Origin of the sequence: Dyadobacter pollutisoli (assembly GCF_026625565.1) — a bacterium.
Taxonomy (GTDB): Bacteria; Bacteroidota; Bacteroidia; order Cytophagales; family Spirosomataceae; genus Dyadobacter; species Dyadobacter pollutisoli.
In genome coordinates, this window is sequence record NZ_CP112998.1 from 5,519,401 (window position 1) to 5,535,777 (window position 16,377).

At 43.5% G+C, this 16,377-nt stretch carries 12 protein-coding genes; all 12 read left to right on the forward strand.

Translation table 11 applies throughout. The features are described from left to right. Positions 1–104: 104 nt before the first annotated feature. The 12 genes from tgt to dnaG all read left to right on the forward strand — a co-directional run bounded on the left by tgt (position 105) and on the right by dnaG (position 16,353). On the forward strand, positions 105–1,238 hold the full coding sequence (gene tgt / locus ON006_RS22520) for a tRNA guanosine(34) transglycosylase Tgt (protein WP_244822284.1): 1,134 nt from the start codon (positions 105–107) through the stop codon (positions 1,236–1,238). A 223-nt stretch (positions 1,239–1,461) separates the two neighbouring features. Next, entirely contained in the window at positions 1,462–2,919 is a 1,458-nt protein-coding gene (locus ON006_RS22525; RefSeq protein ID WP_244822285.1) for an OmpA family protein, read from the forward strand. Between the two features lie 117 nt (positions 2,920–3,036). After that, positions 3,037–4,140, forward strand: coding sequence for a UDP-galactopyranose mutase (gene glf, locus ON006_RS22530; RefSeq protein ID WP_244822286.1), 1,104 nt, complete (start codon positions 3,037–3,039; stop codon positions 4,138–4,140). Positions 4,141–4,289: 149 nt separating this feature from the next. Continuing rightward, on the forward strand, positions 4,290–6,611 hold the full coding sequence (locus ON006_RS22535; protein ID WP_244822287.1) for a GumC family protein: 2,322 nt from the start codon (positions 4,290–4,292) through the stop codon (positions 6,609–6,611). A 12-nt stretch (positions 6,612–6,623) separates the two neighbouring features. Continuing rightward, positions 6,624–7,631 carry an N-acetylneuraminate synthase family protein gene (locus tag ON006_RS22540; protein WP_244822288.1) on the forward strand — a complete coding sequence of 336 codons (1,008 nt, stop codon included), beginning with the start codon at positions 6,624–6,626 and terminating at the stop codon, positions 7,629–7,631. Beyond that, positions 7,628–8,782 (forward strand): UDP-N-acetylglucosamine 2-epimerase, encoded by a 1,155-nt coding sequence (gene neuC, locus ON006_RS22545; protein ID WP_244822289.1) that lies wholly within the window; start codon positions 7,628–7,630, stop codon positions 8,780–8,782. Before ON006_RS22540 ends, neuC begins: the two co-directional genes overlap by 4 nt. After that, positions 8,782–9,495: an acylneuraminate cytidylyltransferase family protein gene (locus ON006_RS22550; protein ID WP_244822290.1), complete on the forward strand. Its 714-nt coding sequence runs from the start codon at positions 8,782–8,784 to the stop codon at positions 9,493–9,495. Before neuC ends, ON006_RS22550 begins: the two co-directional genes overlap by 1 nt. Before the next feature lie 307 nt (positions 9,496–9,802). Next, complete coding sequence (locus tag ON006_RS22555) at positions 9,803–10,864, forward strand: CDP-glycerol glycerophosphotransferase family protein (protein ID WP_244822291.1); 1,062 nt, start codon at positions 9,803–9,805, stop codon at positions 10,862–10,864. Then, entirely contained in the window at positions 10,852–12,258 is a 1,407-nt protein-coding gene (locus ON006_RS22560) for an O-antigen ligase family protein (RefSeq protein ID WP_244822292.1), read from the forward strand. The genes ON006_RS22555 and ON006_RS22560 overlap by 13 nt, the downstream gene beginning before the upstream one ends. Then, the gene (locus ON006_RS22565) at positions 12,251–13,225 is read left to right on the forward strand and encodes a glycosyltransferase family protein (protein WP_244822293.1); all 975 of its coding nucleotides are present in this window, start codon (positions 12,251–12,253) and stop codon (positions 13,223–13,225) included. The genes ON006_RS22560 and ON006_RS22565 overlap by 8 nt, the downstream gene beginning before the upstream one ends. Before the next feature lie 344 nt (positions 13,226–13,569). Beyond that, complete coding sequence (locus ON006_RS22570) at positions 13,570–14,322, forward strand: TerC family protein (RefSeq protein ID WP_244822294.1); 753 nt, start codon at positions 13,570–13,572, stop codon at positions 14,320–14,322. 18 nt (positions 14,323–14,340) lie between these two features. Next, positions 14,341–16,353, forward strand: a complete 2,013-nt coding sequence (gene dnaG / locus ON006_RS22575; RefSeq protein ID WP_244822295.1) for a DNA primase — start codon at positions 14,341–14,343, stop codon at positions 16,351–16,353. Positions 16,354–16,377: the final 24 nt, after the last annotated feature.

Genomic DNA, 16,377 nt, shown 5'->3' on the forward strand with positions numbered 1-16,377 from the left:
AGAGATGTAAAATTTTTCCATATTCAATGCAAATATACTGTCATTGTCAGCAATGTTCGAGACCTTAACCCTATTTTTGCACATCAGCAATTTAAAACCTTTTAATGAAGTTTACATTACAAGTTGAGGATCCCCACACAAAAGCGAGGGCCGGTTATATTGAGACCGATCACGGGGTAATTCAAACACCCATCTTTATGCCTGTCGGTACCGCAGGAACGGTAAAAGCAGTGCATCAGCGCGAGCTGAAAGAAGATGTAAAAGCGCAGATCATACTAGGAAATACATATCATCTTTACCTGAGGCCAGGGCTTGATATTATTGAGAAAGCCGGTGGCCTGCATGCTTTTAATGGCTGGGACAGGCCAATTTTGACCGATAGCGGCGGTTATCAGGTGTACTCGCTGGCGGGCACGGGGAGGAAAATCAACGAGGAAGGTGTGGTATTTAAGTCACACATTGACGGCGGGGTACACACATTTACCCCAGAAAACGTAATGGACATTCAGCGCACGATCGGGGCCGATATCATTATGGCTTTCGATGAATGTACACCATATCCCTGCGACTTCACCTACGCCAGGAAATCAATGGAAATGACTCACCGCTGGCTGCTCCGATGCTGCGAAAGATTTGACAATACCACCCCGCTTTACGGACACAGCCAGACGCTTTTTCCTATCGTTCAAGGAAGTGTGTATAAAGATCTTAGGAAGCAGTCGGCCGAATTTATCGCCTCCTGCGACCGCGAAGGAAATGCGATCGGCGGATTGTCTGTCGGTGAGCCTGCGGAGATCATGTACGAACTTACCGAGGTGGTTTGTGACATATTACCAAAAAGCAAGCCACGATACCTGATGGGCGTAGGTACGCCTGCGAACATTCTGGAATGCATTGCGCTGGGTGTAGACATGTTTGACTGCGTAATGCCTACACGTAATGCACGCAATGGCATGATTTTTACTACTGAAGGCATAATCAATATCCGCAATGAAAAGTGGAAGGACGATATGTCACCGATTGACGCCGGACTGGGAGGGTACGTTAGTACATTTTATAGTAAGGCCTATTTGAGGCATTTGGTAAAATCGGGAGAGATGCTTGGAGCACAAATTGCAAGCATCCATAATCTGACCTTTTATTTGTGGCTGGTTAACACCGCCAGAGAGAAAATTATAGATGGTACTTTTCTCTCCTGGAAGCAAGAAATGGAAAAAAAATTAATTCAACGACTTTGAAAGTTCAAAAAAGGGCGTTTCTTTCGGGTAAATTTTGAATTAAATAATAGGAAAGTTTTCCATTTATATCGACATCGGTTGATTAAATGATATTGTTAACCTATTTTTGTGCGCACTAGGCTATTGGTTAATGTTCGTTTAGCCATGAATTAAATATATAATTTTACTCATAATTGACTATAGATCAATCCTAGTTAATCTTAATAACGCTAACTTGAATAGTATGAAAAAAGTATCCCAGTTGATTTGTTCGTTTGCCTTGGGGGCAATGATGGCGCTGCCTTCATTGGCACAACCGCTAGAGCAACCGAATTCTCCGGACTACAATCCCAAAGCAACCTACGATGGCCCTTACAAATTGAACACTTGGTCAATTTCCGCACACATCGGACCATCCATGTTCTTTGGAGATTTGAGAGAGTATGATTTTTGGCCAGTTACGAAAACTACTTCCGACAGCCACAAAGAATCCGGGACTATTCAAGGAGGTTTGACTTTAAACAAACAACTTTCATATCTGTTCGGAGCGCGTCTTGATGCTTCGTTGGGTAACCTAAGAGGTATGAAACGTCGTAACTATAACCGCTACTTTGAAGGTAATTATTTCGACTTATCGGTGGCTGGTACCGTCAATCTGAAAGGACTTTTGATGGGGCCTAATAAAATGAAACGCTGGAAAGTTGATGCGTATGTTGGTATAGGGCAGGTGTTTTACAACTCGACTGCTTATGATCTGACAGGTGGTGTTAAACTTCGCGAAACAGGCAAAATGAGTGACTGGATCGTTCCAACGGGACTGAACGTAAACTATGAAGTAACGCCAAGAATCGATATCGGTCTTGACTTCCGTTTGAACCATACTAACTCTGACTTCCTTGATGCTACTTACGGAGGCGACTATGACAGAACGCCTAACAACATGGAAATCAAAGATCAGTACAAAACATCTCATAAAGGAAATTCTGAATTGGATAGCTACGGATACGGCTCCATTCAGGTGACTTACAAATTGGGTAAGAAACCACTTAAAGTTGCGAAAGTTGACGGCAAATGGGATTACAAACCTGACGAAGGCGGATACTATCACCTGCGTTACACAGATCCTAAAGTGTTGATCAAACCACCGAAAATCCTTACACTTGAAGAAATGGATTCAGTTGCCAAAGCAAACCGTCCAAAAGATATAGATCCAAGATTGTTGCTTGATACTGACGGTGATGGTGTTTCTGACTTCTTCGATAAAGAGCCTAATTCACCAGCAGGAAGCATTGTTGACGGTAGCGGTCGCGTTCTTGACTTCGATTCTTACGTGAAAAACGCACTTAAAAATGGCGCAGCTTGCAGCGAGATCTTTGCCAACGTAATGTTCGACACCGACAAAAACACAATTAGGCCTGAGGCTCAGGAAATGCTTAAAAATGTTGCGAAGTTGATGAACCTAAACGGATGCCGTCTGCAACTTGCAGGTCACACTGACCGTCGTGCAACTGACCGTTACAACATCGCACTTTCACGCCGCCGCGTTGACGCAGTTAAAAATTACCTGATCAACGAAGCTGGATTGACTGACCCGAGCAAAGTAATCGTAGACTACTTCGGATCATTCAAACCAATCGCAGACAGCGCGAAACGTGAAGGTCTTCAGAAGAACCGTCGTGTAGAACTTAAACTTCTTCCATAAGAAAAGTTTAAAATAAATTAAAAGAGAAAGGCTCCCAATGGGGGCCTTTCTCTTTTATATATAACTTTGCAGCTCCCTGATGGGCCATGATCATTATAAACAGGAAACAGCGAATTAATGAAACAATATGATTATCTGATAGTAGGTGCAGGTTTGTGGGGATCGGTTTTTGCGCATGAAGCAACTAAAAGAGGAAAAAAATGCCTCGTTATTGATCGCAGGAAACACACTGGCGGCAATGTATATTGTGAAAATGTAGAAGGTATCAACGTCCACAAATACGGAGCGCACATCTTTCACACCAACGACAAGGACGTTTGGGACTATGTCAATTCATTTGTTGAGTTCAACCGGTACACCAATTCTCCGGTGGCCAATTACAATGGTGAACTTTACAATCTTCCATTCAATATGAACACCTTTTACCAGCTGTGGAAGGTGCGGACCCCGGAAGAAGCGAAAGCCAAGATCCGCGAACAAGTGGAAGAAGCTGGCATAACGGACCCTCTGAATTTAGAAGAACAGGCCATTTCGTTGGTTGGAACCGATATATACCATAAGCTCATTAAAGCTTACACCGAGAAGCAATGGGGACGGAAAGCCACCGAATTACCTGCATTCATTATCAAGCGTCTACCTGTTCGTTTCACTTTTGACAATAACTACTTCAACGATAAGTATCAGGGAATACCTATTGGCGGCTATAACAAACTGACCGAAGGATTGTTGAAAGATGTCGAAATCCGCCTGGATGTTGACTTTTTCAAGGAACGTGAAGAACTGACCAATTTGGCAGAGACAGTCGTTTATACCGGCCCAATAGATGAGTATTTCGATTTTCAATTTGGCCAATTGGAATACCGCAGCCTTCGCTTCGATAATCAGTTGCTTGATCAGGAAAATTATCAGGGAAATGCTGTGGTGAATTATACTGACGGTGAAACTCCCTATACCCGCATCATTGAGCACAAACATTTCGAATTCGGGACACAGCCTAAAACTGTGATCACGCACGAATATCCGCAGGAATGGGTAAAAGGCGCCGAACCCTACTATCCTGTAAACGACGACAAAAACACAGCCGTTTTTAACCAATACAAAAGTTTGGCCTCGCAGGAGGAAAATGTGATTTTTGGTGGCAGGCTGGCTGAATATAGATATTACGACATGCACCAGGTGGTCGCTTCCGCTCTCAAAAAAGTGAAAGTACACTTCGGATAATCGTCGGAAAACCTATTTAGAAATCCTTGTTCTTATCTCAAAAAGAGCAAGGATTTTTTATTTAAATATTTTTTGAAAAATTTTCCGATATCATCGTTACCTAAATTGCTAATGCCCGTCTAAACCATATTATCTCTTACTAATATGGAATGCGCGAAAAACAGCTGAGTAGCATAACAAGGAACGGAACCAACCATGTTTCGCTGAACCTAACTCTGGTTCACGAGGCCTTACGGAACTGGTATTGGTTTGCAATGTCACTCGCGCTTTGCATTGGCGGCGCACTCATTTTCCTGCGTTACGCTTCTCCCGAATATAAGGTTACAGCCTCGCTACTGATCCGGGACGATTCTCGGGGTGCTGATTTCGGGGATGCTGCGTTACTTGAAAGTCTTGGGCTGTCTACCGTGGAAAGCAGCGTCGATAATGAAGTTCAGGTGCTAAAAAGCCGGACGCTAATCGAGAAAGTAGTCAGCGACTTACAGCTGAATGTTCAGTACTATGCTGTGGGTCAGGTCAAAACAACTGAAATCTACGATAAGTCGCCATTCCGTTTAACGCTCCTGAAACCTGAATACAGTGGTGAAAAATCATTCATATATTATCTCACTCAAATAGGAAACAACCGGTATCAGCTCAGAGTAAATTCAAAGAGCATTTCAGCGAATTTTGGAGATACCATTCTACTTCCGCACGGCCCCGCAGTTCTGACAAAGACTAGCTATCAGCCTGCTCACGAGGACAAATATTACATTGCTATATCCGCGAAAGATGCCCCGGTAAAAAAATACAGTGCAGCACTAACCATCGCGGCCACAAACAAAATGGTCAGTGTAGTTGATCTGACATTGAATGAAACGATTCCTGCAAAGGGAGAAGTAATTGTTAAGCAATTAATTGATAACTACCTGAAAGCTAGCATAGCCGATAAAAATCGCATTGCAGACAGTACCCTTTCATTCATTGATGAAACCCTGATAACGGTATCCCAAGAGCTAACCGATATTGAGAAGCAAATCGAAAATTACAGGCAGGTCAACCGGCTCACTGACGTTGAAGAAAATGTTCGGTTGTTACTTCAGGACGCCGGTCAATACAATCGCGAGGAACAAAATCAGGTGACGAGGTTGGAAATTGTCGCCTCTCTTTTGAAATATCTAAATGAAAATCCAGACCACATTGTCCCATCCTCTCTGTATTTAAATGACCCTCAATTCACATCCCTAGCTCAGAAATACAATGAAATTCAACTTTTGAAAGAAAAAACCCTGGTTGCAGCTACGGAGAAGCACCCTCTTGTCAAAACATTGCAAGTTGAGTTGAGCAGTCTGAGAGCTGATCTTATGACCATTATCGCTTCTCAAAAAAGAGAATTAGAGGTCAACATTAACTCGTTAAACCGGTATAACGCAACCTATTCATCCCAAATAGATCAAATTCCGTACCGCCAGCGAATATTTCTGGACTATTCACGACAACATCAAATCAAGCAGGAATTATATCTGTTCCTGCTCAAAAAGCGGGTAGAAACCTCCATTTCAAAGTCCTCGACCATCCCCAATGCCCGCATTATCGACGCTCCAAAATCGGATGCATCCCCCGTAACACCTAATCGGCAACTCGTATTACTGATTTCCGGGTTCATTGGACTCGGTGTTCCATTAGCCACATTGCACCTCAAAGACGTTCTGAATGGACGGATTACGGGCAAGTCTGAGGTGTTGCTGCATTGTAATATTCCGGTATTAGCGGAAATTGGTCACGAGTCAGTAAAAAGCCTTTTGCACGACAACATCATCGCCGAGCAGTTCAGAGTGTTACGGACCAACATCCAGTTTTTATCACTAGCTGAAAAGAGCCGCACCATCCTGTTAACATCCGCTGTAGGGGGCGAAGGAAAGTCGTTTACTGCCACGCATTTGTCCCATTCGTTTGCATTGACAGGTAAAAAGGTAATACTCCTTGAACTTGATTTGCGAAAACCGCGATTGGCCGCCAACATGAAATTGAGTAACGGTGGATTCACCAATTGGATAATATCCGACGAACCACTGAGTCACTATATTCAGACGTCGGAGACAGAGAAGCCATTCGCTGTCCTTACTTCCGGTCCTTCTCCACCAAATCCGGCTGAAATGCTTTCATTTCCCAAAGTGCAGGAAATGATGATCTGGCTTAAAGAAAATTATGACATCATTATCATGGACACGCCCCCCATTAGCCTGGTTACCGACGCACGCCTGCTGAGTGGTTATGCAGACTTGTCCCTGTTTATCGTCAGGCAGCGGTTTACACATAAACATCAGCTCGGATACATTCAGGAAATGTCCGACAACAAACAATTGCCCGGTTTACACCTCGTGATCAACGACGTCAAAGCGTTGCCAGGTTACGGATATGGTTACTATGACCAAAGTAAGCCTCTCTCGAAGGTTTTAAGCAAGATACCAGGATTTAAATTTTTGACTTGACACAACCGACTTATGCAGGATAACATTTATATCATAGGTGAAATTGGACAGGCACACGACGGAAGCATTGGAATGGCCCATGCCTACATTGATGCGCTTGCACTTGCCGGTGTGGATGCAGCGAAGTTCCAAATGCACATTGCCGATGCGGAAAGCAGTATCTACGAACCTTTCCGAAACGACACTTATTTCTACGATCATTCAAGAATGGATTATTGGCGCCGAATGGAATTTACAAAACTGGAATGGGTGTCACTGAAAAAACATTGCAAGGAAAAAAAGCTGGATTTCATAGTAAGCCCATTTTCCAATGAGGCCGTCGACCTTTTGCAGGAAATTGGTGCGGACAAAGTAAAGATCGGGTCAGCAGAGGCGATTAACCTGCTTATTATCAATAAAATATCGAAGAAAAATAAGGACATTATCATTTCATCTGGTATGAGTCAAATCGCTGAACTTGATGACTCAATTGCGTATTTGAAAGATAAAAACTGCAATCTCGCATTGCTGCAATGCACAACTGCATATCCAACCAGTCCTCACCAATGGGGACTTAATATGATTGCAGATCTGAGAGATCGTTATCACATTCCAATAGGTTTCTCCGATCATTCGGGAAACATCTATGCTTGCCTGGCCGCTGCTAGTATGGGTGCCCGGTTACTTGAATTTCACATTGTTTTTGATCAAAAAATGTTCGGCCCCGACGCGTCCTCATCGCTTACGGTGGATAATGCCATCACAATGGTGAAAGGCGTTCGCCAGATAGAAGCTGCATTGAAAAATCCGGTCGACAAAAATGATGACTCTGCCTTTGAAACTTCAAAAACAAATTTCGGCCGTTCACTTTCATTGAACAAGTCACTACAAAAAGGACAAGCGGTTTCATTTGACGATCTGGAAAGCAAGAAGCCAGCCGGATATGGCATTCCAGTCAAATGTTATTTAGGCATTATTGGTAAAAAACTAGCGCGTAACATGGAAAAATGGGAATTTCTAAATGAAGATGATTTGATATGATACGAAAAATATGCGTCGTCGTAACGGCCAGAGCGAGTTATAGCCGCGTGCGAACACTTTTGCAAGCCATTGCCCAGCATCCGTGCCTGGAATTACAGCTAGTCATTGCCGCAAGCGCTTTGTTGGAAAAATACGGCTCGCTTTCGCAATCGATCAGGAAAGACGCCTTTGCAATCACTGCTAAGGTAAGCAATGCCCTGGATTCAGAAAATGCAACTGCCGCTGCCAAAACCACCGGATTAGGCACTATTGAGCTTGCCTCCGTTTTTGAAAATATCAGACCGGACATAGTCGTGACCATTGCAGACAGGTTTGAAACGATGTCAACAGCGATTGCCGCAGCCTTCATGAATATCCCTCTCGCACATATACAGGGTGGTGAAATGACCGGCAACATCGATGACAAAGTACGCCATGCCGTCACCCAACTGGCAGACATTCATTTTGCGGCCACCCGAATGGCTACCGCGCGAATTATTAAAATGGGCCAGCAGCCAGAAACAGTATACCATACCGGCTGCCCGTCCATTGACCAGGTTTTTGAAGTATTCGTCGATCCCAGGATAGATTTCGATCCTTTTCATTTGTACGGCGGCGTGGGCCGCACATTCGATCTGTCCAAACCCTATCTGATGGTCATGCAACATCCCGTCACTACTGAGCCCGAAAATGCAAGGCAGCAGATCAAGCAAACGTTCGACGCTATTCATGCCCTGAACATTCCCACTCTATGGTTTTGGCCCAATGCAGACCCAGGTACCAGCGAAATCGCGGGTGGGATCCGTACTTTTCGAGAGCATCACGAAAATCTGCCCATTCATTTCTTCAAGAACACAGAACCCATTCATTTTCTCAAATTATTAAAAAACACCGCCTGCCTCATCGGTAACTCCAGTGCCGGAATAAGGGAAGGAGGCTGCCTCGGAACTCCCGTGGTCAATATCGGTTCTCGGCAGCTAGGGAGGGAAAGAGGGAGCAATGTAATGGATGCTACTCCCGAAAAGGACAGTATTTTAAATGCGGTGCATCAACAACTTGCCAAAGGGAATTATGCCCAAAATCATATGTATGGAGACGGAAATGCCGGACGAAAGATTGCCGCGCTGCTCGCCACTGTCCCACTGACTTTTCATAAGCAACTAAGTTATTAATGGTAGAAACTCCGAAAGTTCTTGGCATTATTCCCGCCCGCGGCGGCTCAAAAGGGATTCCTCACAAGAATCTCAAACTGCTGGGCGGCAGACCGCTGATATGGTATACGATTGCTTCCTCGCTTGCTTCATGCTTGCTGGACACGGTTATGGTGTCGAGTGACGATCTTGATACATTGAATTTTACAGGCTTATTTCCGGAAATAGAGATTCCATTTCTCCGGCCAGAGCATCTTGCGAATGACTGTGCCTCTACTTTCGATGTAGTAAATCATGCCCTCGATCATTATTTGAAACAAGGTATCTACTTCGACTACATCTGCCTCCTACAACCGACGTCGCCATTTCGCAGCAAAAACCTGATCGATCAGTGCATAGAGCATACCATTGAAACGGATTCAGACAGTTTGATCACAGTCCGAAGAATACCGGATCAGTATCATCCATACTGGGCCTTTAACCAGGACAGGCAAGCACAACTATCACTGGTAGTACCACAAAAGGATATCATTTCAAGACGACAGGATTTGCCCGCCATTTATCATAGAGATGGCTGCATTTACGTGGCCAAAACATCATTGGTCCAGCAAGGGCTGCTTCTCGGCGGGAAGGTTGCCGCGTTCGAAAATACTAACTCTCCATACATTAACATTGACACACAAGCAGATTGGAATGCTGCCGAAAAACTACTTGCAAATGGTGAATGGATCTAAAAAGCGAATTTTGATATTGGTCACTAATAGCTTCGCCGCTATCAATATGGTACACAGCGGGCTAATCAAATCCCTGGCGGAAAAGTATGAAATATTCCTTTGTTCAAGTCTTATCAGTCAGCACGAAGCTGAGCAGATCAACAGGCACTTCAGTATTCGTATTCATCTGTTAAACCTCGGAATTCAAGCCGAAAGTACCTTTTTACGCTTTCTGCGGCAATTTGAGAAATGGTTATTCTTCAATTTCTTTCAAATTGAAACTCAAAAGATCAAAAGCACTGCCCGACAAAATTTCCGTAAAAATTTAATGCGGCCAATCGTTCTCCTGTTGGGCGTTTCGGGACTGACCAGAATCATTTTAGTCTATCTCAGAAAGATCATCCTTTACTTCACCAGACACTCCGATCAACTTAGAAAACTTGATCACTATCATTTTGGAGGCGTTATTTCAACATCTCCTCTTGACATCAGGGAGAACAAAGTTGTCAATTTCCTTAAAACCCGGGGAATTGGTTCAATGGCAATGATCATTAGCTGGGACAATCTCACATCCAAAGGAGTTATCAATGCCGATCACGACTACATTCTGGTCTGGAATCAATTCATGGCCGACGAGTACGAGCGATTTTATTCTATTTTCAGGCCTCAAAAATCAAAAGTATGCATTACAGGCATACCAAGGTTTGACATCTACTTTCGGAATCAATGTCAAAGGTCGACAAGCGATTTCAGGCTGAAATTTAAAATTGAGCCGTTGGATAAAGTGATACTGTTTGCCACCAGCGCAAGCAAGCATTTCCCAAATCAAATACTGATAGTCAATGATTTGATAGAATACACACGTCGTAGGGCAAATGTAAAAGTGATCGTAAGGTGTCATCCTGCCGATCGGTTTGAACACTACCGGCCATTCCATTTTGAAAAATCGATTATCGTTTGGCAACCCGAAAATTTACGTTGCTCCACGCCTGACATATTTTCTCGTTGGATCCCTCGTATCGATTTTCTGGAAACCTTGTCCTCCATGATAAAGATCTCTGACGTGTGCGTCCAGGTGGCATCCACAATACGCCTCGATGCTGCTGCCTGTGACAAACCCGTGATCAGCATAGCATACGATGGCCCGAGGCTTCTCCCCTATTCTCAATCTGTAAAACGACTTTACGATTATTCCCACCAGGTTCCCCTGAACCGTCTGAAAATGGATCAAATGGTTTACAACAAGTCACAACTTTTTGCTTCCCTGGATAAAACCCTGAACGGGAACTGTCATACTGACTACAAATCGCTTGCAAGACCATTCATTCATTACTCCGAGCCAAAATCAGTTGACTCTGTAATACAAAATGTTCAGGCATGGCTAGGTTAATTCTGGAAATCGGTGTAAAAATGATCATTTCGCTCTTGCTTGTCCTACTAGTCGTAAGCCTGTTTTCCGACACGCTCATTGTTGGTGAAAGCGCTTTCCAAAGTGTAATTGTATTTGCATTTTATACCTATTGTGCCATTTCCCTGTTCGTTTACTCGGAGCACAAATTATTTCATGTATTAAGCCTCCCCATTTTCACACAGTTCATACATCTTTTTCAAAAATATAATTTTCCGGCGGGAGCTAACTCCATCTGGCGTCTGCTGCCTTTTATGATTCTGGACTTATACTTTATCAACTATTTTTTTACAAAAAATATATCGTTGAGTGTCTCTCAAAAGCTGTTTCTAGTCTCCTGGATAACTTTCCATGCGTTTTTCCTCACTATATCGCCAAATCTCGACAGGATTATTTTGGGTGGTTTCGTGCTGTTCTTACTCACCTTACCGATGTATTTTCTCTATTTGAAAATTACTATGGAAGCCCTGGATTTCAGGCCAGCCATCGAGCTTTACCTCTGCCTGCTCTACATAACCCTCGGACTCGGCACATTCGGACTAGTCGTTGCAGGGTCGGGCTACAAAGGTTCCGATAACCTGTTAGCTACCAGGAACATTTCGGATACCAATGTAACTATGGCCTATTTTATATTACTCTGGCCATTTGCCCTGTTGTATTCGGATCGAAACCGTTTGGCTGTACTGCCGCTATTGCTTCTCTTCGGAATTTTCGCAGGTGTGGTTATTTTTTCATTTTCACGTGGGGCGGTGCTTATTATAGTACCCTACCTTCTCATTTCAATGGTTTTAGTTAGCAATCTCACCAGACTTAGGTGGGTCATTTCGACTGCAACACTCATCGCGCTGTTCGCTCCTGACCTTTTCCATTTTCTTGAAAATGAGGATCTCGCCTATTTCTGGCAGTTACGTTTTGGCAATATAATGTCAGCTTCTTCTGCCCTGGCAAAGCTGCAGGAAACCAGCGGCCGGGCCGAAATCCACGCCATAGCTTATCAGTTATTTCTTAAAAGCCCTCTTTTAGGACATGGTATTGGAAGTTTCGAAATCCTGGGACCTGGATACCGTGAAGCACATTCACTATTTTATACGCTCTTAGCAGAACAAGGAATGATCGGAGTACTATATATGTACATGACGTTTGCCGGACTGGGAGTTTCCCTGTTTTCAGTTTACAAAAAAGGCAGAAAATACGCATTGCTAGTGACCAGCTTCATTTTTTATCTGCTATTCAATCACACAGTCGGCAGCGTGTTCGTGATCATTCCAGGCAAAAGTGTCACCATTAACTGCATTGCTCCCATCCTGCTGCTATCTCTGTACTTCTATGCTAAAAGTTTAAACATCCATTCAAATTCTGTTCGTCAAGATGGGTAAGGTCCTCATTATTGGAAAGATACCACTACCCATCGGCGGAGTTACCATTCACGTCAGCAGGCTTATTTATCAATTGCGAAAACGAGGCTTTGAAAATTTTGCACTATGCGATCCGGGTAGGGATAACGCTCTCACGGTACTCCTCAAACTATTGAGGCACAAAACAATACATCTACATATCTCTAATCCATTTTATCAATTGCTCCTGGCTCTATGTTGTAAATTACTTTTCAAAAGATTACTGATCACATATCATGGCAATTGGGGAAGATACAATTGTACCGGCAATTGGGCAGTTAACCTCTCTGCATGGCTTTCCTTTATACCCATTGTGCAAAACGAAGAGAGTTTTGAAAGTGCCGGGCAATGGAATCGAAACGCCCGGCTTATTTCTACTTATGTGCCGGGTTGCAGCACCAGTATCTTGTGTCCGCAAATGCGCCTGAGAATCAACGGGTTCATAAAAAAACATCAAACCATATTATGTACCAATGCGTGGAACCTGGCTTTTGACAAATATGGAAATGAAACTTATGGCATCTCCGGGATAATCCGGCACATCGGCAGGGTACCAGGACTTGCTCTAATTGTCTCCGACCCCTCCGGTAGCTATCGCGGCTACATCAAAGATTTGAATGGCGAAATACCTGATCACGTGTACTTTATCTCCGAACCCCACGATTTCAGGAATGTTCTCAAGTTATCCGATGCCTTTATCCGGAATACCACCACAGACGGCGTTTCTCTTTCCATCTACGAAGCACTCGAATACAACGTGCCGATACTGGCATCCGCAGCGGTATCGCGTCCTTCATTTTGTAAGGTTTTCAATGATATTTCGGAGATCGATTGGCCCGAAGAACTGGCATTGGCGAGAATAAACCTGTATTTACATGCAAGAAATTCAGTACTACCTGATGCTGTGAGCGAAATAACAGCGATTTACAGTGAATGTCTGAGGGGTTAGGAATGAAATTTGTGACGGGAAACGTGCTAAAAAAACAAAGGCATAGAAAAATTTCCATGCCCTGTTTCACACTATACACACACTATATTTTGAATATCTTAAAATCTATATGGTAAATTCCAAATCTCGTTTCAATACCGCAAAATAACAAACTAAAGTAATCAGAAAAAAACTTTCGATTGTGAATTTCTAAATTCTAATCAGAAAATAATGGACAATTCTATAAAAGTGCTATCCTAAAAAAATACTGACACATCAAAATTACGGAAATATTGCTTAATTATTGTTCAAACTAGTATACCTGATTACTTTCGTACAACCAATACTCATCTTAACATTTCTTCATGGAGGCCTTGCTTACGACTGACGCTCTGATCAGTTTATTGACCCTTACACTTTTGGAAGTAGTACTGGGCATTGATAACGTAATTTTTATCACTATTGTTTCAGGAAAGCTCCCTGCTGACCAACGAAAAAAAGCGCAAAACCAGGGATTGCTCATTGCATTGTTGCTGCGGGTCGCATTATTATTTGCCATTTCGTGGGTTATTGGCCTGAAAGAGGATCTTTTGACACTTTTTGGCCACGGCTTCAGCGGACGCGATTTAATACTGTTAGGCGGCGGACTTTTTCTTTTATATAGTACTACCAAAGAAATTCACCACAAACTGGAAGGCGAAACAGAGGAGTTACCTTCCGATAATACGCCAAAAAAAGGTGCATTGACCTTTGGGAATGCACTGGTCCAAATCGCTCTTTTGAACATCATTTTCTCTTTTGACTCTGTTCTGACTGCCGTGGGGTTAGTGAAAGAAGTTCCGATTATGATCGCGGCGGTAGTAGCGTCTACATTTATCATGATCGCATTTGCCGCCAAAATCGGTGATTTTGTAAATAATCACCCTTCCATTAAAATTTTAGCGCTATCATTTTTGTTAATGATCGGTACCTTGTTGGTAGCAGAAGCGTTCCACTACGAAATTCCGAAGGGATACGCCTATTTTGCCATGGCATTCTCGTTTCTCGTGGAATTACTGAATATGCGATTGGATAAAAACGCAAAAGGGCCTGTTAAACTGCGTGACCGTATCAATTGATCAATTTAATTAAGAGAAATGCGCATTAATCCCGAAACCGTTGAACGGATCAAACAAACAGCCGACATTGTGGAGGTTGTGGGGGATTTTGTGTCTCTTAAAAAAAAGGGCGCTAATTATTCAGCCTGCTGTCCTTTTCATAACGAGAAAACGCCGTCGTTTAACGTCAACCCTTCCAGGCAGATTTACAAATGCTTCGGATGTGGTGCCGCAGGAGACTCGATCAAGTTTGTAATGGACGTCGACGGCATTGGTTACGGAGAAGCATTGCGCTACCTGGCCAATAAATATAACATTGAAATAGAAGAAGAGGAGCTTACCGACGAGGAGGCTGTACGCCAAAATGAGCGGGAAAGCCTTTATATCATCCTAAACTTTGCTAAAAACTTTTATCAGCAACAGCTGCACGAAAGCGAGGAAGGGCAAGCAATTGGATTAAGTTATTTTCGTGAACGAGGTTTTACAAACGAAATCAGGAAGAAGTTCGAACTTGGTTATAGTCTGGATACCTGGGACTCTTTTTCCAAGGAAGCATTAGAAAAAGGTTACTCATCACAAATACTTGAAAAAGCCGGGCTGCTTATTCATAAAGAAGGTAGTCAGACGGCTGGTTACGACCGTTTCAGAGGTCGTGTCATTTTTCCGATCCATAATGTTGCAGGAAAAGTAATCGCTTTCGGGGCACGCATTCTGAAATCCGAGAAAGGCGGGGGGCAGAACCAAAAAGCGAACCAGCCAAAGTATCTCAATTCGCCGGAAACCGATGTTTACCATAAAAGTGAAGTACTTTATGGAATATTTCAAGCCAAAAATGCGATACGCCAGCAGGAGCATTGCTATCTGGTAGAAGGTTATACCGACGTTATTTCCCTGCATCAGGCTGGCATCGAAAACGTAGTAGCGTCCTCGGGAACTTCGCTCACCGTTGAGCAGATACGACTGATCGGACGATTTACACCCAATATCACAATTCTTTATGACGGCGACATTGCGGGGATAAAAGCTGCATTGCGGGGACTCGACCTGGTGTTGGAGGAAGGCTTGAATGTAAACGTCGTTCTTTTCCCTGATGGAGATGATCCGGATAGTTACGTTCGCAAGGTAGGTGCTGAGGCCTTCAAGGCCCATTTAAAAAAGGCGTCAAAGGACTTTATCACTTTTAAAACTGAGATTCTTTTACAGGACGCGGGCAATGATCCATTCAGGCTCGCGGCGGTGATAGGCGAAGTTGTACAAAGCATTGTCAAGATACCTGATGCGATAAAGAGGCAGGTTTTCTTTCACCGCACATCAGAAATGATGAAGGTGGATGAGCAAATGCTTATCACCGAAGGCAACAAGCTACTCCGGAAATTACATACTCAGAAACCTCAGGAACGAGGTACCCGGCAAACAGCGGCATCAGAGGCCTCCAATGACCTGGACGCAATGCTCAGCGGCTTCCGTCAGGATAGCCACGACATGCCGCCCGATTTGTTCGCCCCTGAATCCGAAGAACCGGAAACACCCCAGCGGAGCAAGCTATACTATCAGGAAGAGGCTTTTATCAGGTTGCTCGTGACTTATGGAACCAGGGAATTGGAGCCAACTATAACGGTATGTCAGTATGTACTCGGCCAGATTGAGGGTATAGATTTCAATGACACCATTTTACATCATTTGCTGACATTGTTTCGGGAAAATTTCAGCAGAGGCTATGTCCTGCCGACGGATTATTTCAAAAATCATCATGAATCTGAAATAAGAAACATGACAATTGATTGGCTTACAGTAAAATACGAGCTAAGCGAGTTATGGAAAGATAAACATGAGATCATTGTTCCTACTGAAACAGACGTACTCGACAAGACATCATTCAGCTACATTCTCAGACTAAAAAAAGCGTTTGTTGAAGAAAAAATGAAACGCTGCCTGCAAGAAGCAGTTCATGCAAAATCAGAGGAGGAGCAGACGAAGATCATGAGCGAATTTATGTTCTATAAAGGTGTTAGCATGGCTGCCGCGAAAGAACTGGGCAGCGTTATCGGATAATTCACATTTAGTTTGTCACAGAAT

What these genes read in the sequence shown, in the direction of transcription:
- ON006_RS22535 (WP_244822287.1), top strand. Translation starts at nt 4,290, where the DNA reads ATGCGCGAAAAACAGCTGAGTAGCATAACAAGGAACGGAACCAACCAT.
- neuC (WP_244822289.1), top strand. Translation starts at nt 7,628, where the DNA reads ATGATACGAAAAATATGCGTCGTCGTAACGGCCAGAGCGAGTTATAGC.
- ON006_RS22570 (WP_244822294.1), top strand. Translation starts at nt 13,570, where the DNA reads ATGGAGGCCTTGCTTACGACTGACGCTCTGATCAGTTTATTGACCCTT.
- ON006_RS22525 (WP_244822285.1), top strand. Translation starts at nt 1,462, where the DNA reads ATGAAAAAAGTATCCCAGTTGATTTGTTCGTTTGCCTTGGGGGCAATG.
- ON006_RS22560 (WP_244822292.1), top strand. Translation starts at nt 10,852, where the DNA reads ATGGCTAGGTTAATTCTGGAAATCGGTGTAAAAATGATCATTTCGCTC.
- glf (WP_244822286.1), top strand. Translation starts at nt 3,037, where the DNA reads ATGAAACAATATGATTATCTGATAGTAGGTGCAGGTTTGTGGGGATCG.
- dnaG (WP_244822295.1), top strand. Translation starts at nt 14,341, where the DNA reads ATGCGCATTAATCCCGAAACCGTTGAACGGATCAAACAAACAGCCGAC.
- ON006_RS22550 (WP_244822290.1), top strand. Translation starts at nt 8,782, where the DNA reads ATGGTAGAAACTCCGAAAGTTCTTGGCATTATTCCCGCCCGCGGCGGC.
- ON006_RS22555 (WP_244822291.1), top strand. Translation starts at nt 9,803, where the DNA reads ATGCGGCCAATCGTTCTCCTGTTGGGCGTTTCGGGACTGACCAGAATC.
- tgt (WP_244822284.1), top strand. Translation starts at nt 105, where the DNA reads ATGAAGTTTACATTACAAGTTGAGGATCCCCACACAAAAGCGAGGGCC.
- ON006_RS22540 (WP_244822288.1), top strand. Translation starts at nt 6,624, where the DNA reads ATGCAGGATAACATTTATATCATAGGTGAAATTGGACAGGCACACGAC.
- ON006_RS22565 (WP_244822293.1), top strand. Translation starts at nt 12,251, where the DNA reads ATGGGTAAGGTCCTCATTATTGGAAAGATACCACTACCCATCGGCGGA.